The sequence below is a fragment of the Actinomadura chokoriensis genome, from assembly GCF_039529475.1.
Taxonomy (GTDB): domain Bacteria; phylum Actinomycetota; class Actinomycetes; order Streptosporangiales; family Streptosporangiaceae; genus Spirillospora; species Spirillospora bangladeshensis.
This window is the reverse complement of sequence record NZ_BAAAMW010000034.1, coordinates 1-21,174: the sequence shown is the minus strand read 5'-3', so window position 1 is coordinate 21,174 and position 21,174 is coordinate 1. Positions and strand designations below refer to the sequence as shown.

The 21,174-nt window shown below is 70.0% G+C and carries 20 protein-coding genes and 2 pseudogenes; 10 read left to right on the top strand and 12 right to left on the bottom strand.

Translation table 11 applies throughout. The annotated features are described in order from the left end of the window. Positions 1 to 194: 194 nt before the first annotated feature. Complete coding sequence (locus ABFX46_RS39585; protein WP_346049142.1) at positions 195 to 851, bottom strand: trimeric intracellular cation channel family protein; 657 nt, start codon at positions 849 to 851, stop codon at positions 195 to 197. On the opposite strand from ABFX46_RS39585, the gene ABFX46_RS43670 reads away from it, so the two are divergent. The 3 genes and pseudogenes from ABFX46_RS43670 (at position 784) to ABFX46_RS39575 (ending at position 1,717) form a co-directional block, all read left to right on the top strand. Next, entirely contained in the window at positions 784 to 1,107 is a 324-nt protein-coding gene (locus tag ABFX46_RS43670) for a hypothetical protein (RefSeq protein WP_428831366.1), read from the top strand. The genes ABFX46_RS39585 and ABFX46_RS43670 overlap by 68 nt on opposite strands. Continuing rightward, positions 996 to 1,481 (top strand): annotated as a pseudogene (locus ABFX46_RS39580) (amidohydrolase family protein); the annotation flags it as partial. The gene ABFX46_RS43670 and the pseudogene ABFX46_RS39580, both read left to right, overlap by 112 nt. Then, positions 1,376 to 1,717, top strand: coding sequence for an amidohydrolase family protein (locus ABFX46_RS39575; RefSeq protein ID WP_346049183.1), 342 nt, complete (start codon positions 1,376 to 1,378; stop codon positions 1,715 to 1,717). The pseudogene ABFX46_RS39580 and the gene ABFX46_RS39575, both read left to right, overlap by 106 nt. On the opposite strand, the gene ABFX46_RS39570 is transcribed toward ABFX46_RS39575, so the two are convergent. Continuing rightward, complete coding sequence (locus ABFX46_RS39570; RefSeq protein WP_346049140.1) at positions 1,656 to 2,297, bottom strand: TetR/AcrR family transcriptional regulator; 642 nt, start codon at positions 2,295 to 2,297, stop codon at positions 1,656 to 1,658. The two genes, ABFX46_RS39575 and ABFX46_RS39570, sit on opposite strands and share 62 nt — an antisense overlap. A 66-nt stretch (positions 2,298 to 2,363) precedes the next feature. On the opposite strand from ABFX46_RS39570, the gene ABFX46_RS39565 reads away from it, so the two are divergent. The 3 genes and pseudogenes from ABFX46_RS39565 to ABFX46_RS39555 all read left to right on the top strand — a co-directional run bounded on the left by ABFX46_RS39565 (position 2,364) and on the right by ABFX46_RS39555 (position 4,123). Then, positions 2,364 to 2,843, top strand: coding sequence for a hypothetical protein (locus ABFX46_RS39565; protein WP_346049139.1), 480 nt, complete (start codon positions 2,364 to 2,366; stop codon positions 2,841 to 2,843). Positions 2,844 to 2,858: 15 nt separating this feature from the next. Then, a pseudogene (locus ABFX46_RS39560) lies at positions 2,859 to 3,392 on the top strand (alpha/beta fold hydrolase); the annotation flags it as partial. A gap of 170 nt (positions 3,393 to 3,562) precedes the next feature. Further along, on the top strand, positions 3,563 to 4,123 hold the full coding sequence (locus ABFX46_RS39555) for a hypothetical protein (protein WP_346049138.1): 561 nt from the start codon (positions 3,563 to 3,565) through the stop codon (positions 4,121 to 4,123). A gap of 90 nt (positions 4,124 to 4,213) precedes the next feature. On the opposite strand, the gene ABFX46_RS39550 is transcribed toward ABFX46_RS39555, so the two are convergent. Continuing rightward, positions 4,214 to 4,783: a TIGR03086 family metal-binding protein gene (locus ABFX46_RS39550; protein ID WP_346049137.1), complete on the bottom strand. Its 570-nt coding sequence runs from the start codon at positions 4,781 to 4,783 to the stop codon at positions 4,214 to 4,216. Between the two features lie 64 nt (positions 4,784 to 4,847). On the opposite strand from ABFX46_RS39550, the gene ABFX46_RS39545 reads away from it, so the two are divergent. Further along, positions 4,848 to 5,591: a DUF6597 domain-containing transcriptional factor gene (locus tag ABFX46_RS39545; RefSeq protein ID WP_346049136.1), complete on the top strand. Its 744-nt coding sequence runs from the start codon at positions 4,848 to 4,850 to the stop codon at positions 5,589 to 5,591. 106 nt (positions 5,592 to 5,697) lie between these two features. Here the strand turns inward: ABFX46_RS39545 and ABFX46_RS39540 are convergent, their stop codons facing one another. After that, complete coding sequence (locus ABFX46_RS39540; protein WP_346049135.1) at positions 5,698 to 6,222, bottom strand: MarR family winged helix-turn-helix transcriptional regulator; 525 nt, start codon at positions 6,220 to 6,222, stop codon at positions 5,698 to 5,700. 243 nt (positions 6,223 to 6,465) lie between these two features. Here ABFX46_RS39540 and ABFX46_RS39535 point away from each other — a divergent pair, with 243 nt between their 5' ends. Next, complete coding sequence (locus ABFX46_RS39535) at positions 6,466 to 7,734, top strand: extracellular catalytic domain type 1 short-chain-length polyhydroxyalkanoate depolymerase (RefSeq protein ID WP_346049134.1); 1,269 nt, start codon at positions 6,466 to 6,468, stop codon at positions 7,732 to 7,734. A 105-nt stretch (positions 7,735 to 7,839) separates the two neighbouring features. Here ABFX46_RS39535 and ABFX46_RS39530 read toward each other — a convergent pair whose 3' ends face one another. The 7 genes from ABFX46_RS39530 to ABFX46_RS39500 all read right to left on the bottom strand — a co-directional run bounded on the left by ABFX46_RS39530 (position 7,840) and on the right by ABFX46_RS39500 (position 17,087). Continuing rightward, positions 7,840 to 9,105, bottom strand: a complete 1,266-nt coding sequence (locus ABFX46_RS39530) for an extracellular catalytic domain type 1 short-chain-length polyhydroxyalkanoate depolymerase (RefSeq protein ID WP_346049133.1) — start codon at positions 9,103 to 9,105, stop codon at positions 7,840 to 7,842. 103 nt (positions 9,106 to 9,208) lie between these two features. Continuing rightward, positions 9,209 to 10,591 carry a glycoside hydrolase family 43 protein gene (locus ABFX46_RS39525; RefSeq protein ID WP_346049132.1) on the bottom strand — a complete coding sequence of 461 codons (1,383 nt, stop codon included), beginning with the start codon at positions 10,589 to 10,591 and terminating at the stop codon, positions 9,209 to 9,211. Positions 10,592 to 11,551: 960 nt separating this feature from the next. Continuing rightward, positions 11,552 to 13,009: an arabinofuranosidase catalytic domain-containing protein gene (locus ABFX46_RS39520; protein ID WP_346049131.1), complete on the bottom strand. Its 1,458-nt coding sequence runs from the start codon at positions 13,007 to 13,009 to the stop codon at positions 11,552 to 11,554. Positions 13,010 to 13,255: 246 nt separating this feature from the next. Continuing rightward, positions 13,256 to 13,576 carry a DNA glycosylase AlkZ-like family protein gene (locus ABFX46_RS39515; protein ID WP_346049130.1) on the bottom strand — a complete coding sequence of 107 codons (321 nt, stop codon included), beginning with the start codon at positions 13,574 to 13,576 and terminating at the stop codon, positions 13,256 to 13,258. Positions 13,577 to 13,694: 118 nt separating this feature from the next. Next, entirely contained in the window at positions 13,695 to 14,618 is a 924-nt protein-coding gene (locus ABFX46_RS39510) for an aminoglycoside phosphotransferase family protein (protein WP_346049129.1), read from the bottom strand. Between the two features lie 334 nt (positions 14,619 to 14,952). After that, positions 14,953 to 15,780, bottom strand: a complete 828-nt coding sequence (locus tag ABFX46_RS39505) for a hypothetical protein (RefSeq protein WP_346049128.1) — start codon at positions 15,778 to 15,780, stop codon at positions 14,953 to 14,955. 2 nt (positions 15,781 to 15,782) lie between these two features. Beyond that, on the bottom strand, positions 15,783 to 17,087 hold the full coding sequence (locus tag ABFX46_RS39500) for a VWA domain-containing protein (RefSeq protein ID WP_346049127.1): 1,305 nt from the start codon (positions 17,085 to 17,087) through the stop codon (positions 15,783 to 15,785). Positions 17,088 to 17,417: 330 nt separating this feature from the next. On the opposite strand from ABFX46_RS39500, the gene ABFX46_RS39495 reads away from it, so the two are divergent. Further along, complete coding sequence (locus tag ABFX46_RS39495; protein WP_346049126.1) at positions 17,418 to 19,448, top strand: SpoIIE family protein phosphatase; 2,031 nt, start codon at positions 17,418 to 17,420, stop codon at positions 19,446 to 19,448. A gap of 338 nt (positions 19,449 to 19,786) precedes the next feature. Here the strand turns inward: ABFX46_RS39495 and ABFX46_RS39490 are convergent, their stop codons facing one another. Beyond that, positions 19,787 to 20,257 carry a MarR family winged helix-turn-helix transcriptional regulator gene (locus ABFX46_RS39490; RefSeq protein ID WP_346049125.1) on the bottom strand — a complete coding sequence of 157 codons (471 nt, stop codon included), beginning with the start codon at positions 20,255 to 20,257 and terminating at the stop codon, positions 19,787 to 19,789. Positions 20,258 to 20,322: 65 nt separating this feature from the next. Here ABFX46_RS39490 and ABFX46_RS39485 point away from each other — a divergent pair, with 65 nt between their 5' ends. After that, positions 20,323 to 20,997 carry a class I SAM-dependent methyltransferase gene (locus tag ABFX46_RS39485; protein WP_346049124.1) on the top strand — a complete coding sequence of 225 codons (675 nt, stop codon included), beginning with the start codon at positions 20,323 to 20,325 and terminating at the stop codon, positions 20,995 to 20,997. Positions 20,998 to 21,174 lie beyond the last annotated feature (177 nt).

Genomic DNA, 21,174 nt, shown 5'->3' with positions numbered 1-21,174 from the left:
AGTTGCGTGATCGTTGACCTGTACAGCTGGGACGTGAGAAGCGGCAACGGGATGTGCGCCGGCCCCGGCGGAGTCAGCAGCGACCGAAACCGTGCCATGGATGCCTTAGCCGAGGCGCTCCGGAACGAACCACCCGGCGCACACGGCTCGATGTGGATGGTCCACCTCAGACTGGGACGGCATCCCGAATACACCTACGACGGCCTCCTCGCCACAGGCCTCCATGACCCGCGATCCGGTGCGGTCACCGTCGACGATCCCACCTGACGCCCGAAGGCCGAGAGCGGCGTTGAGGCGATCGAGCGTGGCTGGAGTTCCAGGCCGTAGGGCAGGCTCCAGCCGCGCCAGTTGGCCACCAGCCGGAGCGCGAAACCTGTGAGCACGGCGATGGCGGTACCCAAGCCGGGCGGCGCGTGCAGTGCGGAGCACACCACCACGATCGCGGCGACGACGATCGCCACCGAGGCGAACAGGCGGTTGCCGGCGAACACGGCCGGGACCTGCAGGAGCATCAGGTCGCGGGTAATGCCGCCGCCGACCGCGGTTATCGTCCCCAGCAGTAGGGCGGGCAGCCAGCCCAGCCCGACCTCGAGCGCCTTCTGGGCGCCCACGGTCGCCCAGGGGCTGAGTGCGGCTGCGTCCAGCAGGGTGAACACCCGGTCCCAGCCGCCCTGGGAGACGTTGACCAGGAATGCCGTACCGAGACCCGCCAGTGCCGGTGATGGCTTCATGGACTGCCACACCCACGTCACGATCACGCCCGACATCATCTCGGCGTTCACCATGTCGCCGACGGCGATGGCACTGCGGTCACCGGCGATCCTGCGGACCCTGCTGATGAACGGGTTCACCACGGTACGGGACCTGATGTGCGCCCACGTCGGATACGGCATCGTAGATCTGCGCGACGCCGTCCAGGCGGGTCTGGTCGTAGGCCCGCGCATGCTGGTGGCCCCGCACTTGATCTCAGCGCGGGGCGGGCACGGCGACGTCAGTTCCGAACTGGCCGACCAGTACCAGGGGACTCCGCCGGTACTGGCGCGACCGGCGGCTTCTCCAGCCCCGGCGACGACCCGGGGCAGACCACCTACTCCGAGGAGGAGATGACCGCGCTGGTCGCGGCGGCGGCCGACCTCGGCGTCCCGGCCACGCCGCACTGCTACGGCGACGAGGGCGCCAAGCGGGCCGTCCGGGCGGGCGTCCGCAGCATCGAGCACGCCAACCTGGCCTCGTCCGAGACGCTGAAGATGATCGAGGACGCGGGCACCTTCCTCGTCCCGACCCAGTACACGATCGTCGACGACGCCCGCAACGCCTTCAACCAGGACCACTGGACCGGGGCCCCGGCTTCAAGCCGCGCAAGTTCCAGAAGGACATCCTCGACAGCGCCGAGCGGCTCGCCGGCAGCGGGGTCGACATCGCCTTCGGCACGGACGCCGGCATGTTCCCGCACGGCGACAACTGGCGCGAGTTCCCGATGATGACCTCCAACGGCATCACCGCCGTCCGCGCGCTGAAGGCCGCCACCAGCGTCGCCGCCGACCTCCTGGGACTGGACGACCTCGGCGTCATCGCCGAAGGCAAGACCGCCGACATCATCGCCATGCCCGGCGACCCCTTCACCGACATCGAGGTCCCCGGACGAGTCGACCTCGTCATGAAACAGGGCACCCTCTACAAACGCCCCGATGATGCAGACGGCGACAGGTCAGCATGAGCATGATCTGCTCGGCCGCGGCTCGGGTGTCATACGTCGGGTCCTCGAGGAACTCCGCGACGACGGCGTCGATCATCCCGCCGACCAGGACCGCCTGGGTCCGTAGCCTGCCCGCGTCTGCGGGGCGGCCGTCCGCCTTGGCGGCCTCGCCCAGGAGGGCGGCGAGCGGGGCCCAGCGTTCCCGCCCCGGCGGCCGCGCCCGGTCGCCGCTGCCGGCTGCGGCCAGGCCGGCCTGCACGATCGTGCGGGCGTGCTCGGGACGGTCCGTCAGGTAGCCGATCATGGCCCGCACGTAGGCTCCGGGAGCCTCTCGGGGCGAGGCTTCCTCGACCTGTTCGGCCACGTGCGTGACCAGGGCCGTCATCACGTGCTGGTAGGCCGCGGCCAGGACGGCGTCCTTGGTCGTGAAGTGGTAGACCACGGTGCCCTTGGTCACTCCTGCAGCCTGCGCGATCCTGGACAAGGAGGCCGCGGCGTGCCCGTGCTCGGCCACCAGGGTGATGGTCGTGGCGATGATCTGGGCGCGCCGCTCCCGCTCGATCCGGGTAAGGCCGTCGGGCCCCGACGCGCGCGCTGGCATGGGACAAGGCTACTGTGGATCCTAGAAATTGACCGAACGGTCAAAGAAAAATCGGGCAGGGGGACCATGGAGGAGGACGTCCGGGATGCGACGCCCGAGGACGCTGTCCGCAAGGCCGCGCGCAAGCGCCGTCGCCGCCGGGGGTGGGGCATCACCGCCGGGGTGCTGCTGGCGACGGTGGTAGCCGGGGCGTTCGCGCTGCGCACACCGAGCCCTGTGGGGCACTGGAACTCGAAGGCCGGATACGAGGCGTTCATGGCCGACTACAAGCGGGCCTGGGAGGCGATGCCCGCCCCGGAGAAGAAACTGGACGTGCGCACCGGCTTCGGGTTCGTCCGGGTCTACCGGTTCGAGGCCACTGCCGACGTCCCGGCGAAGCACCCGTTCGTGCTGCTGCCGGGCCGGTCCTCGCCCAGCCCGATCTGGGCGGACAACATGCCCTCCCTGCTGGAGCTCGGAGATGTGTACGTACTCGACCTGCTGGGCGAGCCCGGCCTGAGCGTGCAGACGGTCCCCATCGAGGATTTCGCCGACAACGCCGCCTAGCTCGACCAGGCCCTCGCCGAGCTGCCCGAGGAGAAGTTCAACCTGCTGGGGCTGTCCATCGGCGGGTGGACGGCCGCGAACATGGCCACCCGCCACCCCGAGCGGGTGGCCGGCCTGCTGCTGATCGATCCGGCCTACACCTTCGGCAAGATCCCCGCCGAGACGGCGGTGCGCGCGATCCCGGCCTCGGTGCCGTGGCTGCCCAAGTCCTGGCGCGACTCCTTCGCCTCCTACACCGCCGGGGGCGCACCAGTGGAGGACGAACCGGTGGCCCGCATGATCGAGACCGCGATGAGCGCCTACTCGATCAAGCTGCCCCAACCGACCCTGATCCCGGAGCGGGCCCTGAAGGGCCTCAACATGCCGGTCCTGGTGGTTCTGGCCGGCAAGTCGGTCATGCACGACACCGCGAAGGCCGAGAAGGTCGCCGAGCGCGTCCTGCGGGACGGAACCGTGGTCGTCTACCCGCACGCCTCGCATGCGGTGGGCTCCGAAGAGGCCGACGACATCGCCAAGGTGATCAAGGATTTCCTCGCCGCTCAAAAATGAACCTCATGCGCCGACCCGCCGCGACCCGCGCTCGTTAGGGGCCTACGCTCGGCGCGGCGTCCACGTGGTGACGACCCGGCCCGGTGGTCACCCCGATCAGCAGCTCGCCGAAAGCGGCAACGCCGCTTCGGCTTCGCATCCGTCCCCACTCCTGAGGGCAGAATGGGGGAGTGGCCCCGGTCCGGAAGTGGGCGCGCGACAGGCGGCGGGTCGCGCGCTGGGCGGGATTCGTCGCACTGGCGTTGTACTTCGTCACCGTGACGGTCGTGGGCGAATGGCGGCTGGCGGTCGCCGGAGTGGCGGCTCTGTGCGCAGGCGCCCTGTGCGGCATGATCGCCTACGCTGAGGGAGTGCAGGCTTGGGAACTGATGAGGGCCTTTCCCGGAGGACTCGTCAGAGCCGAGTACAGCGAGACCATCAAAATTCATCGGCCGGTAGGGGGACGGAATCCTGAAGCCCCTTTTCAACAGCGCTATATCTACGTCAACGCCGAGGGGCGGACGCTGACCGGCACGCACGGTTGCTCCTATGCGAACTCCACGGCGCGTCCACTGCGCCGTTTTTGGGTGGCGAAAGGCAGGCACCCTGGGCTGCGGCCGTTCTGGCAGACGCTGCTGTCTCCCGCGCATCTGATTCTTGCTGTCCCCGCCTCCCTGGCCACCATCGCTTTTGTCCTGGCCGCCGTTCCCGGCGCGCTGATCGCCGCGATCATCGGCGTCCCTCTGGGCTGACCGGCGGGCGCCTTTCCCTGCCCGCCGGTCCTTCCGCTTTCGCCGATGGGCACTGCCCAGGTCCTCACTCCGCGGGTCGCCGGTCGGTGACTATGTCCAGGCGGGATCACGGCCGGTCAGGCCGAGGATGCGGTCCAAGGCGGGTGCGTCGGCCGGCACGGCGACTTCCGGGCCGTACATGCCCATCTCCCGTCCCTGCTCCACGCCGGCGAGCACCGTGTCGTGCAGATGCGTCAGCAGGTCGGCGGGCAGTTCCAGCCGCTGCCCGGTCGCGACGGCCAGGTCCCAGCCGTGCAGGGCCAGCTCGCCGGTGATCATGTCGCCCAGGACGGGTGCGGGCAGGGGGTGCGGTGTGCCCATGCTCGTCTCGCCCTCCCATGCGCTCGGCGGCGCCCATGACAACGTGATGTCGTCCAGCAGGGCGAGCAGGCGGCCGCGCCAGTCGCCGGCCGTCAGGTCCACCTCGGTCTCGGTGCCCGGCGGTGGCGGAACGGACTCCTTGCGGCCGCCGCCGGCGAGCGACGGGCCCCAGAACAGGAGGTGGTTGATCAGTGCCCGCACGTCGTACTCCGTGCATGGAGTCTTGTCGGCGAGTTGGTCGTCGGTGATGGCGCGAGCGACCGCGGCCATGGCCTCGGCGGCGTTGGACAGATGTGACATGCGGGCGAGGCTAGGCGGCCCAGGCCGGAAGGGTATTGGACAAAGGCGACATACACTCGGCCGTGTGGAGCGGGACGTTCGTGAGCTGCGAGGTGCGTGGACCAGGTATCAGCGCCACACGTTCCACCGCCCGTCGCCGGCGCTCGCGCCATGGGTGGAGCGGTACTGGGAGGCCCACTGGGACTACGCCGAGCCCTACCGGCAGAAGATCGTGCCGTACCCGAACGTGCACCTGTCGTTCGGCGGCGGCCGCGCGGACGTCAACGGCGTGTGCAGCGGCTACCAGATCAAGGTCCTCCAGGGCCGCGATCATGTCTTCGGCGTCGCGTTCCGGCCGGGCTGCTTCCGCCCTTTCCTCGGCGCCTCCGTCTCGACGATCACCGACCGCGTCGTCCCGGCGACCGAGGTGTTCGGCCCGGACCTCCCCACCACGCTCGACGTGCCGGCCGTGGACGCGTTCCTGCTGAGGCACCTGCCGGACGACGACCCCCGGGTGCGCGAGGCGGTGGCCGCCGTCGAACTGATCGCCGAGGACAGGTCCGTGACCAGGGTCGAACGCCTCGCCGACGAGCTGGGGCTGAGCATGCGGGCGCTGCAACGGCTGTTCGCGGAGTACGTCGGGATCGTGCCCAAGTGGGTGATCCGCCGCTACCGCCTGCACGAGGTGACCGCGCGCATGGCCGCCGGCGGGGCGATCGACTGGGCCGCGCTGGCGGCGGACCTCGGCTACGCCGACCAGGGCCACTTCATCCGCGACTTCAAGGGCATGTTCGGCGAGCAACCGACCCGGTACGCGCAGCGGTATTGATCCGCATCGTGTCCCGCCGATCTTCGGCTCCGACATCAGATCCGTGTGGCAAGCAGGCTGCGGGCGTTTCATTGGGCCGGCCGTGCGGCTGAGGGGGCTCGGTGCGTCAGCTGTCGGGGTCGCCGGGTTCGTGAAGGGGAGGACGGCGGTCCAGGTGGTAGGTGCTCGTGTCGGACCGCAGGGCGTGTGCGCACCGTAGGAGGTTCTCGGCCAGCGACTTGCGGTCGACGGCGTCGATCTCGGCGAACATGACCGCTTCGATGTCGTCCAGTGCGCGGTCACAGCGCCGCAGGACGTCCAGGCCCCTGCCGGTGACCCGGGCGCGCAGCACGCGGCCGCCGTCCGGATGCGGATCGCGGCGGATCAGCCCGCGCCGTTCCAGGTCGCGGATGACCAGATTCATCGCCTGCGGCGTGACGAAGGCGATGCGGGCCAGCTCCGCCGACGACGGCCCGTCGCGAAGACGCAGCTCGCTGAGCGCCATGTACTCGGTCGTGGTGAGGCCGTGCCGGGCCAGCGCATCGTCGAGACGGGCCCGGATACGTCGCTCCAACCGGAACACCAGGTAGCTCACGCGCGGCTGCGGCGCACCGGACGGCCGGGCCGGTGGGGGAGTGCGGCGGTCGCTCACCGGAAGACCATACCTCCGGAGCCTCCGGGAACTGCCGGCCGTGAAAGTTTTCATGAACACGTCGCAAGGATCTTCATATCAATGCCCTTGATACCAGCGGGAACTCGTTGGCCGTGATCCCATCCGCTGATTGCACGTGATATGGCGTTGACGCTGATCGGCGCTCCACATATATTCCGGCAATTGATGCCGGTCCGATGAAAATCGCGGCACCAGCTCCCAGGCCCGAATGAAGGAGGGCGGATGAATCGACTGACGACCATGCTGGCCGGTGCGTGCGCGGCGATGCTCTGTGCGGTCATGGCGGCCGTGCTGCCGGTACCGCACGCGGCGGCGGCCGGCCTGACGCAGGTCACCGGCTTCGGCGACAACCCGGGCAACCTGCAGATGTACGCTTACGTGCCCGACACGGCGCAGACGTCGCCGGCGATCGTGATGGCGCTGCACCCGTGCGGCGGCTCGGGGCCCGGCTTCTATTCCTCCAGCGAGTTCGCGTCCCTGGCCGACCGGTACGGATTCGTCGTGATCTTCCCGTCGGCGTCGAACAAGAAGTTCAACTGCTTCGACAACTGGTCCGACGCGTCGAAGGTGCGCGGCGGGCGTACCGACCCCGTCTCGCTCATGTCAATGATCACTTATGCGGAGCAGCATTACGGCGGTGATCCGGATCGGGTGTTCGTGACGGGCAGTTCCTCGGGCGGCATGATGACCAACGCGATGGCCGCCCTGTACCCGGAGGTGGTCAAGGCGGGCGCGGCGTTCATGGGCGTCCCCTTCGCATGTTTCCCCGACGAGGGCGCCTACCAGCCCGGCGGCAACGCCTCGCCGTGCGTAGGCAAGACCGCGCAGCAGTGGGGCGACCTGGTGCGCCAGGCGAACCCCGGCTACCACGGCCCCTGGCCGCGGATGCAGCTCTGGCACGGCACCGCCGACAACGTCGTCTCCTACGCCGAGTTGGCCGAGGAGATCAAGCAGTGGACCAACGTGCACGGCCTGAGCACCACGCCCACCTCTACCGACACCCCGCGGTCCGGCTGGACCCGGCAGCGCTTCGCCGGTTCGTCCGGCACCGCCCCGGTCGAGGCGATCACCGTCTCCGGTGCCGGGCACAGCCTGCCGATGAGCGGCATGGCGCAGTACGCCGTCGAGTTCTTCGGCCTCGCCTCCGGCGGCCCCACGACGCCCCCGCCGTCCGACTCCACCTGCCAGGTCGGCTACACCGCCAACACCTGGAACAACGGCTTCACCGCGCAGATCAGCATCACCAGCACGACCACCGTCAACGGCTGGACCCTGACCTGGGCCTGGCCGGGAAACCAGCACGTGACCAGCGCCTGGAACGCCGACGTGACCCAGACCGGTGCCCAGGCCACCGCCCGTAACGCCCCCTACAACGCCACGATCGCCGCCGGAGCCGCCACGTCCTTCGGGCTTCAGGCCACCTACAGCGGAACGAACACCGCACCGACCGAGTTCAGCCTCAACGGCACCGAATGCACAACAAGTCCGTAGTGAGCGCGGCCGCCGCCTCGCCGCGTACGAACGGGCCCTGCCGCAGGGCAGGGCCCGGGGACGGCCGGGTACCGCGAGATGCGGTGCCCGGCCGTGCCGACTGTTTCAATTCGAGGCGGTCACCGTGCAGGTGCTGCCGTTGAGAGTGAACGCGGCGGGCGCAGCGGAATCGCCCGTCTGCGTGGCCTGGAACCCGATGTTGGTGGAGGCCCCCGGCGCGAGCGAGCCGTTGTAGCTCATGTTGGTCGCCGTGACGCGGCCGCTGCTCGGGCTGAAGGTCGCGTTCCACCCGGAGGTGATGGTCTGCCCCGACGGCAGGGTGAACACCAGGGACCATCCGCTGATCGTCGTGTCGCCCGTGTTGGTGACCGCGATGTCCTCGGTCATGCCGCCGGACCAGGCGTTGACCTTGGGGGTGACGCGGCAGGAGGCCGGATCAGTGGGCGGGGGAGTGGTGTCGTTGCCGCCGTCCAGGCCGAAGAAGCGGATCGCGTAGGCGGCCATTCCGGCGTGCGGAAGGTCGTGGCCGGCCCCGGCGACGGTGAACGCCTCGACCTGCGCGGTGCCGGACGAGCCGGCGAACTGCCGCCGGGTCCACCCGGACTGCGGGGTGTCGGTGGACGTGGGGGTCTGGCTGAGGCCCAGCACGTCCGTCCACTGGTCGACCTCCTCCTGCAGGTTCGAGTAGTTCAGGACGTTGTCGTTGGTACCGTGCCAGGCCTGCACGCGCGGCCGGGGACCGGTGTAGCCCGGGTAGGCGGCCCGGACGAGGTCGCCCCATTGCCGCGGCGTCTTGTCGCCGCATCCGCTGGGCCCGAAGCATCCGTAGGGGACGCCCGAGAACGGCGCGCCGGCTTTGAACACGTCCGGGTTCACCGCGAGCAGGTTGTTGGTCTCCATCGCACCGGACGAGAAGCCGGTGGCGAACACCCGCTGGGGATCGCCGCCGTAGTGCTGCTCCACGTAGGTCACCATGGACACGATCGACACCGGGTCACTGCCGCCTCCATGGTGCAGCGCCGCGTCCGACCACACGTCGAAGCAGTTCGAGAGGCCGTTGTAGCTGTGCAGGGCCTGCGGATAGATGACGATGAAGCCGTACCGGTCGGCCAGCGATGCGAACTCGGTGCCCCGGTAGAAGTCGGTGGCCCGGCCGTTGCAGCCGTGCATCGCCACCAGGATGCCCGGGCTTGCCCGCACGCTGTCGGGGACATAGACGTACATCTGCAGGTTTCCGGGGTTGGCCCCGAAGTCGGACACCTGGGTCAGTGCCGCCGCCGAAGCCCGCGGTGCGGGTGCCGTGACCGCGCACAGCGCCGCGGCGACGATCGCGACGGCGATGCCGGCGAGCAGTCGAGTGATCCGTCTCAATGCACACTCCTTTCCGAATGCCAGTCCATTTGTCGGTTGGTGGAGTTCGTTCGCTTGCGGGGCCGTCAATTCCCGGCCGCGGGTGCCGGCGGGCCCGATACCGCTAAGAGGCGGCATTGAATTGCCACCAATTCACATTGAACAGGTAACCGCTGCCGCCGGTGAACCTGAGGTACAGATCATGGGTTCCCGTCGCGCCGTTCACCGAGCAGGACACGCTTGTCCACGCCTGCCATCCACCGGTGACCGGCACCTGGCAACTGCCCACGACCCTTCCGGTGGAGCCGTCCAGGCGCAGCTCGATGGTGCCGCCGCTGCCGGCCGAGGCGACCCGCGCGGTGAAGGACGCGGCACCGGAGCCGAAGGCGGCGCCCTTGACCTTGATCCAGTCCCCGTTCTCGATCCACCCGACGTTCATTCCGCCTTCGCTGGACGGCTCGGTTTCGATGCCGGACTCCCAGGCGATCGTTTCGGCCTCCTGGCGGACGTACGGATTCAACGTCCCCGCCTGCGGTGCCCCCGCGGCGGTCATATTGATCGTCGGGAAGCTGCCGTCGGCGTTGTAGTTGAACTTCTCCACGGCGACCGAACGGGTGAAACCGCCGCCGCCCGGCAATGCGCCGTTGTGGTAGAAGAAGTACGAGCCCCCGTTGAAGTCGATGACGCCGGGGTGGTTGGTGAAGCTGCCGCCCTGCGTGGGCATGATCGTTCCGCGGTAGGTCCATGGGCCGGTGGGGCCGGGCGCCGTCGAATAGGCGATGAACTCGGAGCAGCATTTCGCCGCGAAAACGAGGTAGTAGAGGCCGTTGCGCTTATAGACCCAGGGCCCCTCTTCGAAGAGGGTCGGACGGTTCGGATCGCCGGTGCGGGTGCCGAATCCCGCGGTGGTGAGCGGGATCCGCGTCGGGCCGCCCGAGTAGGACGTCATGTCGGCGTTGAGCTTCAGGTACCACAGATTCGGGTTTCCCCAGTAGAGATAGGCCTGCCCGTCGTCGTCGATGAAGACGGTGGGGTCGATCTCGTTGTTCTCGACCAGGGGATGCCCGAGAGCGTCTCTGAAAGGTCCGGTGGGGCTGTCGGAGACCGCCACCCCGATCGCGTATCTGCCGGTCGCCCGGTTCGTGACCGGCACATACCAGTAGAACTTGCCGTTTCTGAAGACGACCTGTCCCGCCCACGCGTTCGCGCTCGCCCAGCTGAACGTGGCGAGGCTCAAGGGGGAGCCGTGATCGGTCCAGTTCACCATGTCGGCCGACGACCAGACCCTCCAGTCCTTCATGGTGAACCAGGTCGAGCCGTCTTCGTCGTGTCCGGTGTAGAGGTAGACGCGGCCGTTGTACACGAGCGGAGCCGGGTCGGCGGTGTAGACGTGCTGGACGATCGGGTTGTCCGCTCTGGCCGTGGCTGAAAAGAGCGCTGTGACACAGAACATACCGACTAACGCGGCGATGGCGCGCCTCGCCGGGCGATGGAGTAGGAGTTTCACGATGCTCTCTCTCGGGGTGGCGGGAATGGTAGTGAGCGTAGGTAGTCCAACATTTATCGCGCTGAGCCGGTCAGGTCCTGAATGTTTTCGCTAACATCATTGGATGCTCTGTAATTCGGCTGCGTGGTGCGGTTCGGTGCCCCACCTCCCCGTAGTCGAGATGCCTTTTGAGAGCGCTACCATTCTTGGTTTGCTGAGACGATAGAACGATGCGCCGCGGCTCGAAAGCGTTGTTTCACGACTTTCATGAGTTCGGCGGTCGGTGATCGACTCAAAGGGAGGCGCCCCCGAAGATCCGCTTCACTTCTGTATCAAGCCTCTTGACACGACCGGCGGTCGATCGGTCGATCGGTTGCTCGGGGAGCGCCGCGCGGCGATCACCGGCCTTCCGCGGAACCCGGCCGCGGACCGACCCTCGCGCAGGCCGCCAGGCCCGCCGGCGTGCCACCGGCGACTGCCTTCCGCAGCGTGACCTGCTGCTTCGCCCAGCGCACGAAAGTAGACACGGTCTGCCAGGGCGGGAAACCGGCGGGCAACCGCCACCACGCGCCACACCGACCGAAATCAACCTTTCAAACACGTGCTGAATTACGGACGACGCCACTCGCCGCCCTCGGGCGACACGTCCTCCAGTGCGGACGAATGGTCGCTGCGTTTCCGTCCTGCTCCTCATTTCAGGTCGTTCGTGTCAAGAGTCTTCCGTGGTCGAGCGGAATCACTCGCGGCGACTGGTAAGGGCGCCGGATAATTCTCCTGTGCCTTTGTTTGCGTCAACATGTGACACCGGCTCGTGTGTCCTATGACAGCCGTCCGGCGAGTATCCGCCCGCCGTCCGCAGAGGGCGCCACCGCCGTGCGCGAGTCGGGGAACCGTCAGCCCCCGGGCCCCACGCGATCACGGCGGTGGCGGTCTCACGCCCCGGCCTCGATCAGACCGGGATCTCCAGCCGCGTCCGCAGCGCTACGGCAGATGCCACTGCTGGTTGCTTCCGCCGTTGCAGGTCCACAGGACGAGCTGGGTCCCGTTGGCGGTGTTGTGCTGGGGGTCGTCCAGGCATTTGCCGGAGGCCGGGTTGACGAGCCGGCCGTTGCTCGCCTGCCATTGCTGGTTGGCGCCGGAGTTGCAGGGCCACCATTCGACGAGGGCTCCGTCGCTGTAGTTCGCGTTGGTGATGTCCAGGCAGCCGCCGTCGATGGTGATGGTGCCGTTGCTGTTGACCGTCCAGTTCTGCGCGGCGGCGTAGCCGTTGCAGTCCCACATCTGCACCTTGTTGCCGGGGGTCGCGGCGGCGTTGTTGTTGTCCACGCACTTGGCGCTGTTGACGCCGGACGTGATCGGCCCGGTCCGCGAGCCCCCGGTGCCGGTGGCGTAGCCCGCGGCGACGATGTTGGCCTGGACGGCGTTCTCCGTGGCGGCCGATGGATAGCCCGAGGTCATGACGCCTTCGTAGAAGGTGCCCGCCGAGCCGATGCTGTTGTCGCCGCCGGTGCCGAGGATGATGGCGCCCTCCTTGCGCATCGGGTTGTAGCCCGGGACGTTGGGCCGCGGCCCGTCGTAGTAGGTCGAAAGGCCTCCCGACTGGGCGTTGCCGGCCCGGATCGCCCAGTGGTTCGGCTCGCCCTTGATGATGGCGGTGAGGAACCGGTGGTCGACGGTCGGGTCGTTGGCGTTGTATCCCGCGTTGACCCCGGAGAAGAGGCCGTTCTCGAGGTCGGCCATGACCCACGGGCCCGGGCCGGTGCCGTAGCCCCAGACCTTGATGTTGCCGAAGTAGATGGCCTCCATCGTGCCGTTTCCGTTGTCCCGGCTGTTGGTCTCGGCGTTGCCGTAGTCGAAGCAGCAGCCGCCGTTGTAGTGGGTGCCGTCGAAGATGGCGTACATGCCCTCCGGCTGGTCGCCGGTGGCGACCCCGTTGGTGCGGTTGTTGCGGTATCCGGTGCCGGGTGCCACGTACACGCCGTAGGCCTTGTTGCCGTTGATCGTGATCGGCGCCGCCTTCGCGTCCGCCAGGTTGTCGTATCCGCCCGGAGCCGGGCCGGGGAATCCGCCCGGGGGCGCCTGAGTGAGATGGTTGCCCCGGCCGGACTGGTCGTAGATGACGGTGATGAGGCAGTTCGTGTTGGCGCAGAACGAGTCCTGGGCGGCGGCGTCGGCGTAGCCGCCCGCACTCAGCACGCCGATGTCGCGCGTGGCGTTGTCCGAGGAGCGCCGCACCTGGTACAGCGGCCCGTTGTACGCGCCGTACAGGGCCCGGGTCGTGCTGTGCGCGGCCACGCAGGGCGTGCCGCCCGCGGCGTAGATGTCGCAGGGCTGCGTCGTCGCCGCCGAGGCTCCGGTGACGGCGAAGCCGGTCAGTTCACCCGCGACGAGGGCGAGCGCGCCGACCGCGACGAGCAGGGCCTTTCTCCAGAAGGTCATGAGGAGCGGGTACCTTTCTCGGTCGATCGGGAAGTGTTAGCGCTAACATTTCGCCGTGCTCCAGGGCGGGATCGATCGCCGGTGGTTAGGCGGAGTAAATAACGCGAGAGGTGCACCGTCAAGGCCCATTCGAGCGTTACGCCGGCCGTGGAGGAAACGTCGCAGTTCAGCCGCCATGTTTCCGTACTCCGTGGGGCCGGTGGCGGAACTCCGACACCACCTGAGGAGGTTGTGCCTGCCGAAATTTCATCCGCCCAGGTAAGACATGCGGGGGTGGGCTCCAGCATGGGGCTTGATCAGTCGCAGGCGGGGCCGGAGCCGATCGAGCACCTCCGCGAGCCGGGTCAGGCCGCACCAAGTCGGCATGGCGCGTGCGGTCGCCCGGCCGAACGCGGCCAGGTAGCGCAGGGCCAGTTGGTCGATCGTGCGCTCGGTGCGCAGCGGCGCGTCCGCCCACGACTCCAGCGGCGCGTGGACGGTCCGACCGCCGGCGCCCCACACCCCGTGCGGCGGAGCCTGGACGACCGGCAGGGGGTTGCGCACCGCGTAAGCGAGCGGTCCGGCCACCACTGGGCCGGCAGCCGGCCGAGCTCGCCGGGGGCGGGGCTACTCGGGGGGCTGGTGATCTGGCCGGTGGACGCCGCGGCCGAGGGCGGGCCTGGTGGCCCGCCCTCGACCCCAAGCATTACCAGCGGTGCCGCAAAAGGGTGGTGGCGATGGCGATCTGGACGGGTTCCAGCGCCGTCTTGCCGTCTTCGATGTCCCACAGGGCGTTCTGCAGGACGCGGCCGAGCGTCCAGCCGGTCGCCCGCTTGCGGTCTAGGCCGAGGACCTCTGTCAGCAGGTCGAAGCGGCGGAGGACTGCGCGAGCCACGTCACCGGTGGCCTCCACGTCGTCCCAGCGATTGTCCAAGGCCGGCAGCAGTTCGAATCCGGGGTCGCCGGACAGCGGTTCGGGGTCGATCGCCAGCCAGGGTTCCCGTTCTCCGGCGAGGATGTTGTCGTAGTGCAGGTCCCAGTGCAGCAGGCAGGCGCAGGGTTCGCCGACCAGTCCGGCCACGGCGTCCGCGCAGATGCGCATGAGCCGCTGCTGGGCAGGGTCGCGCAGGATCGCCACCGCCCGCTCGACCTGGTCGAGCATGGCCCAGGCGATGTCGGACAGCCGCCGCAGCCCCTCCGGTGCGGGCACCGAGGTCAGCCGCGCCATCAGCTCCGCCAGGACCTGCACAGCCGTGTCGGGGGCGACTGAGGACAGGGGCCGGGCCGCATCCAGCCGTTCCAGCAGCTGGGTCGCGCTGTCGGCGTCATGATCGAGCAGGCGCACGATCCCGTTGCCGTCCCACGCCCTCAGAGCGGTGGCGGTGCCGGCGGTCTCCTCTCGGAGCTGCTGAAGCTTCAGCACGGCCGGGGTCCCATCGGCCCGCAGCACGGGCAGGACCAGTGAGGCCATGCCGTATGCGGCCGCGCCGTCGAGCCGCAGGTCCCAGCGGGCCAAGAACTCGCCGCCCAGCCGAGGCAACCGGGTGATCCACGCCCGTTGCCCGGCACCATGCGCGCCGTAGGACGCGGCGAACGCCTCCGGGACATCGATGGAGATCGACTTGGTCACGGAAATGGGTCTCCTTCGTCAGATCAGGGTCAGTGCGATCAGGGAAGGAGAGCGTGGGGGCGCCCGAGTACCGGGCAGGCGTCAAAGCATGCCTCAACCCTACTCGTAATGATCATGGGTCACCGCAGTCCGCGGCCCACGACCCCGACCCGCGCCTCGGTCCGTGACCACCGCCCCACCGAATCGTCGCCTTCCCTGCCGTGCGGTCCGAACTTTCGCGTGCCGGTTGGACGGACCTGGAGGTTCATGTCGGCGCGGTCGGCGTCCGGGTCCGTCGGCAACTGGACGGCTCCGCGGCCGGGCGGTGTTCTGCGGTGCCCGGCCGCGGGCCGGTTCAGCGGAGGGCGGAGAACCAGCGGTGCGGGTGGCGGGTGAGGCTGTATCCCGCCACGGCCGCCGCGGCGGCGAGGAGACCGCCGCCGATCGTCCACCACCAGCGGCTGGACGGCCAGGAGAACCAGCCCTTGACGCGCTCGGCCGGCTTCGGCGCGGAACTGGCCGCGGCCGGGGACCCGGACGGCGACGCGGGTGCCGCCGCGTCCGGGGCCAGGGTGGCCCCCGGGTTGACGGGCGGGGACAGCGGCGCCTTCAGGTCCGCGCCCGCCGGTTGCGCGTCGCCGTCCGTCGCGGTGATCCGCACGTCCGCCCGGATCGGCAGGCCGAGGTCCTGCTCGGGCAGGGCGCTCGCCGACAGCCGCAGGTAGTAGGTGCCCGGTAGCGGATCGTCGGACCACGGCTCGGCCCACGCGCGGACCCGCCGCAGCGTGCAGCGGAGGTCGACCCGTGCGGCGTCGGCGCCGGCCGTCGCGTTCTGCGGGCCGGCCGTGCACGCCTGGCGGCGGCGCAGCCCGTCGAAGACGTCGGCCGTGTACGTCGCGGCGCCGTGGCGGTTCCCGGCCGGCGGCAGTGCGACGGTCACGGTGGCCCGGCCGGTCTGCCCGGCGGCGAGCGCGAACGACCAGTACAGGTGGTCGCCGGTCGAGGCGGACACCCGGACCGGCTGGCCCGGTCGCACGGTGGTCGCCGTGAGGAAGGACGTCCCGGCGGTGCCGATCGTCGGGGGCGGGGAGGGCTCGTCCGCGGCGGCCCGTCCGGCGGACGGCGGCAGGACGACGGCCGTCAGCACGGCGGCCGGCAGGACGAGCAGGGGGGCGGTGCGCACGGTCAGTTCTCCTTCCAGACGGCGACCCGCCAGCGGGCGAGCCATCCCATGACGAGACCGGCGACCAGGCCGGTCCCGGTGAGCACCGCGAGCAGCAGCCAGCCGCGGCCCAGGTCGGGCCCGCCCGGCGCGTCCGAGGACGGCACCAGGTCGACGGTCAGCTCCAGCGGCATGCCGGGCGCCGTCCGCACGTAGGCGGGGGAGGAGAAGGAGTTGCTGACGACCAGGCAGACCGGCCGCGGCTCGGACGAACGGTCGGACCCGTCGTCGGACGTGGGCGACGGCTCCGCCTTGACCTGCCGTTCCGCCCAGCGCAGGCCGGTGGACCTCACGTCGGTGCGCCCACTGCCCGCGTCGGTGCCGCGGACGAGTTCCTGGCCGTCCGCCGACACCGCGCGCAGCAGCACGCCGTGGTCGGGGTTCAGCCTCCGGTCGAGCGAGAGGCTGATGGAGGCGCGCAGCTCCTGCCCGGGAGCCACCGGCACCCGGTACCAGCGGTGCTCGCTGAACCGCTCCCGGTCGGTGTACACGCCGGGCGTCAGCAGCGGCGCGTCGGCGCACTGCGCGCCCCCGGCCACCTGCTGCGGGGTCTGCCGGTAGGTCGCCCCGGCCCGCTGGACGAGCTGGTTGAGCCGGCCGGTCAGCTCCTCTTGGTGCTGGACGGCCGTGTAGGTGCCGCCGGTCGCGTCGGCGATGCAGGTGAGCTGCCGGCGGACCTTCTCGTCCAGCGTGAGCCCGAGGGTGTCCACGACCAGGTGCGTCCCCTGGGCGGCCAGCTTGCGGGCCACCTCGCAGGGGTCGGGCGGCGAGCAGGTGTCCTCGCCGTCGGTGATGAGGACGATCCGCCGTGTCGTCTCCCCGGTGCCGAGGTCGCGGGCCGCCGCGCGGAGCGCCAGCCCGATCGGCGTCCAGCCGGTGGGGCGCAGCGTCGCGATCGCCGCCTTCGCCTGCACCTTGTCCATCGGACCGACCGGGAAGAGCTGCCGGGTGTCCCGGCAGCCGACGGCCTTGGGGCTGCCGGGGAACCGGTACTGCGACCCGAGCACCCGGATGCCCAGTTGCGTCTCGGCGGGCAGGGCGTCCACCACGTCGTTCAACGCCTGCTGAGCGGCCGCCATCCGGCTGCGCCCGTCGATGTCGCGGGCGCGCATCGAACCGCTGACGTCGAGCACCAGCTCGACCTTGGGAGGCTCCGCGGGACCCTCGGCACCGCCGTCATCGGCGGTGCCGGGGGGCGCGCCGAAGAACGTCAGGGCGGCCAGCAGACCGAGCAGACCGCCGCCCGCGAACCATCGTCTGGTGATCATCGAAGGATCCTAGTGACGCCCCGCGGCCCCGATGGCCAAGATCGCCGTACTCCCGGCAGAGAGCAACGATCCGGTGCGGGCACCGCAGACAGTGCAGGCCACTGCGGCCGTGCACGATGAACATGACGAGGCAAGGCGCAGGGGGCGTGGGGCCGGATCGGGGCGATGCCGCCCGCGAGGACGTACCGCCCCTGTTCACCCGGTACCTGCTGTCTCGGAGCGGCGTGAGAAGCGTGCGCGTCAACCGGACAGAGAGCCTCAGATGTGCAGATATGGCATGAGAGGCATGGGTAATGCTGGATACATGGGTGGAGGTAGGTGGAGGGCGTGATGGAAGACAGCCGCGGGCGCGGGATGGGCTGGCTGGCGCTGGAGGCATTCGATCCGGCGCCGATCGCGGTCGCCCTGACGATCGGGCCTGAGCACCGGCTGGTCTACAGCAATCTCGCCTACCGTACGTTCGTCGGTGACCGTCCGCTCGGGGCGCCTGTCGGGGAGGCGTTCGGTGACCGCTTCCAACGCGACTACGGCGACCTGTTCGACCATGTGCTGGCCACCGGCGAGCCGGTCAACGTGCTCGAGGCGCCGGTGAGACCGGAGGCCGCCGGCGGTCAGGAACGGGTGTTCTCCTTCAACCTGTCGCAGTTCGTCCACGAGCGTCCCGGTGTGCTGGTGATCGCGGTCGATGTCACCGAGCAGGTCGCCGCGACCCGGCGGGCGGACCGGTCGGCCGAGGAGGAGCGGCGCTGGCGCCGCCGGTTCGAGAGCCTGGTGTGGCTGGCCGCGCAGATCGTGTGGGTGGCGGATCCGGCGGGCCGCGTGATCGACTCCAGCGGCATCTGGGAGCGGGTGACGGGCCAGCGCAGGGCGGACTACACCGGCCAGGGCTGGTCGAACGCGCTGCATCCCGACGACCGCCGGGCGACGCTGCGGTCGTGGAAGAGGGCGGTCCGGCGGGCCCGCCCCTGGCACCACACCTACCGGGTCCGGACGCGGGACGGCCAGTACCGGCACTTCGAACTGCATGCCGCGCCGGTGCACGAGGACGGCGCCGTGGTCGAGTGGATCGGCACCGCCACCGACGTGGAGCGGCAATGGCAGGAGCGGCGGCGCAGGGAACTGCTCGACCGCGCCGCCGCCGCGGCCGCGGCGCGGACCGAGCTGACGGAGATATTCGCCGCGCTCGCCGAGGTGCTCGTCCCCGCGGTCGCCGACGGGTGCGGCGTACGGCTGCTGCCCGACGTGGTCGACCGTCCCGCGGGCGCCCCGATCATCGCCCACCGCATCGCCAGCGCGTCGGCGGCCGGCGTCCGCCGGCAGGCGGCCACCGGCGAGGAGCGCTTCTCACCCAGCAGCGAGTTCGCCCGCGCGATCAAACAAGGGCGTGTGCTGCACCGCACCTTCCCGCCCGGACAGCCGCCCGCCGATCTGCTGCCCCCGAGCACCGTCACCTGGCTGACGGAGGCCAAGGCCACCAGCGTGGTGTTGATGCCGGTCGCCGTCGACGGGATCGTGGCGGCGGTGGTCACCGCCGCGCGGCACGGCGACCGTGCCCACCTGGGACCGGATGACATCACCCTGATGCGGCAGATCTTCGGCAACGCGCACGATGCGCTCAGCAGCGCCGCCCAGTACCGCCGCACCCAGCAGCTGGCCCTCGCCCTCCAGCACAGCCTGCTCGCCGACCCTCCCGAACTCGCCGACCTCGAGCTGGTCGCCCGGTATCTGGCCAGTCCGGCGGCGGCGGAGGTGGGAGGCGACTGGTACGACTCGTTCGTTCTGCCCGACGGCGCGACCGTACTGGCCATCGGGGACGTGGCCGGGCACGACCTGGCCGCCGCCGTGGAGATGAGCCGGCTGCGCAACATGCTGCGCGTACTGACCGCGGAACACCTCGCCCCGCCCGGCGACATCCTGCGCCGCCTCAACGCCGCCATGGCGACGGTGGCCCCTGAGGCCATGGCGACCTGCGTCCTCTCCCGCGTCGAGCAGCCCGCGCCCGGCCGATGGCAGTTCAACTACGCCGCCGCCGGACATCCGCCACCGCTGCTGATCACCGCCGACGGCGGCGGCCGGTTCCTGGAGGAGGGCGGCAACCCGCTGCTCGGCATCCCGTTCGACGAGCCGTACCACGACGCGACCGAGCCGCTGCCGCCCGGCTCCACCCTGCTGCTCTACACCGACGGCCTCATCGAGCATCCCGGCGAGCACCTGGGCACGGGCCTGGACCGGCTCCGCCGGCACGCGTCCAGGCTTGCGTCCCGTCCCTTGGAGGACTTCTGCGACGGCCTCCTGGACGACATGCCCACCACCGGCGCCGACGACATCGCCATGATCGCCATGCGGGTCAGGACCAGATGACTCGGGATCATGGCGCGTAGGGCACAGAAGCCGGTGCTCAGGACCTCGTGCCTACCCAAGACCAAGGGTCTCGCCCTCACTGGCCGGTGCTGCGTGTGCGGCGACGCCGGGCCGCAGGTCGGCTCTCACCTCGGCGCATGCGCCTGACTCCTCACAGCGCCAGCAGCTCAGTGATCTCCTTCGGCGGCAACCCCCAGGTGCTTGGCCGCGTCGATGAAAGCCAGACGCTCACGGCGTCCTCGCCGTAGAGCCGGTATTCGGCCGTGGACCGTCCGGCGGGTAGCACCGTCAACCTTCGACCCGGCTCAAAGGTCAAGCCGTCACCATCGTCGGCCGGGTCAGCACGTCTCCTGGTTGAGCCGCAGCAGCAGATGGTCCACCGTGGCGACGAACCCCTCCAGGTCGGACGCCGCGATCCCGTCGAACAGCCGAGCCGCTCCCTCGTCGTATTCGCCGCGCAGGCCGTCCATGGTCGTGGTGCCCTTGCCGGTGAGGGCGACGAGCGTGGCCCGCCGGTCGTCCGGGTGACGGCCGCGCGTGACGAAACCGTCGGCCTCCAGGGCGTCCACCAGCCCGGTCACGTTCCGCGGTGAGACCCCGATCGCATCGGCCAGCGCTCGCTGTGTCATCGGCCCCCGCTCGTTCAGGTTCCACAGGACCGTCGCCCGCGCACGCGACAACCCCCGCGCGGCCATCCCGGCCTCCATGTACTGGTGCGTCACCACCGCCAGCGAGAACAGCTTCTCCAGCGCCGCGCCCGCCTCCGTACTCGAAAGTGCGGAACTATCTTCATTGTGAAGTGACTTCACTATGTCGTAACCTCCGGAATGAGGGTAGCGCCTCGCGCCCTTGCGGACAGAAGGAGACGACAGCGATGAGCCGCACGACCGACCGGACGAACCCCAAGGTGAAGAGACGAGGGCGCCCGCTGTTCGCCCGGTTCTACGCCCGCGTCGCCCCGGCCATGGACGACGGCGGCGTCACCGAACACCGCCGCGCCCTGCTGGCCGGCACCGCCGGACGCGTCCTCGAAGTCGGCGCCGGCACCGGAGCGAACTTTCCCTACTACCCGGCCGAGGTCACCGAAGTGATCGCCGTCGAACCCGAACCGCACCTACGACACCTGGCCGAAACCGCCGCCGCGGCCGCCTCCGTCCCGGTCACCGTCATCGACGGCATTGCCGAGCATCTGGCCGTACCCGACCGCGATGTCGACGCCGTGGTCGCCTGCCTGATGCTGTGCTCGGTCCGCGACCGCGATGCCGCCCTCGCCGAGATGCTTCGCGTGCTGCGGCCCGGTGGACGGCTCCACTTCTTCGAGCACGTCCGCGCCGAAGCGCCTGCGCTGCGCCGCACCCAGCGCGTCCTGGACGCCACCGTGTGGCCACGGCTCAACGGCGGCTGCCACCTCGCCACCGACACCGCCGCCGCCATCCCACGCGCCGGATTCACCAACATCCGCTCGCGGAAGTTGAACTGGCCCGAGACCCGGCCGACGCTCCCGTTCGCCCCGCACATTCTCGGCACCGCCGACCGTCCCGCCCGTTAAGAGGAAGCATGACCACCGCCGCCCCCACCGCGCCCGGCACCGCCGGACTTCTGTCAACGACGGCCGAATTCTGACCCCCTGGCGACGTCTGAAAGTTGACCCCCTTGATGTTGTCGGTCGTTACTGCTCGTCGTTGGTGGTGTTGGCCGCGGGGACGCGGCCCAGGTCGCGGTTCTT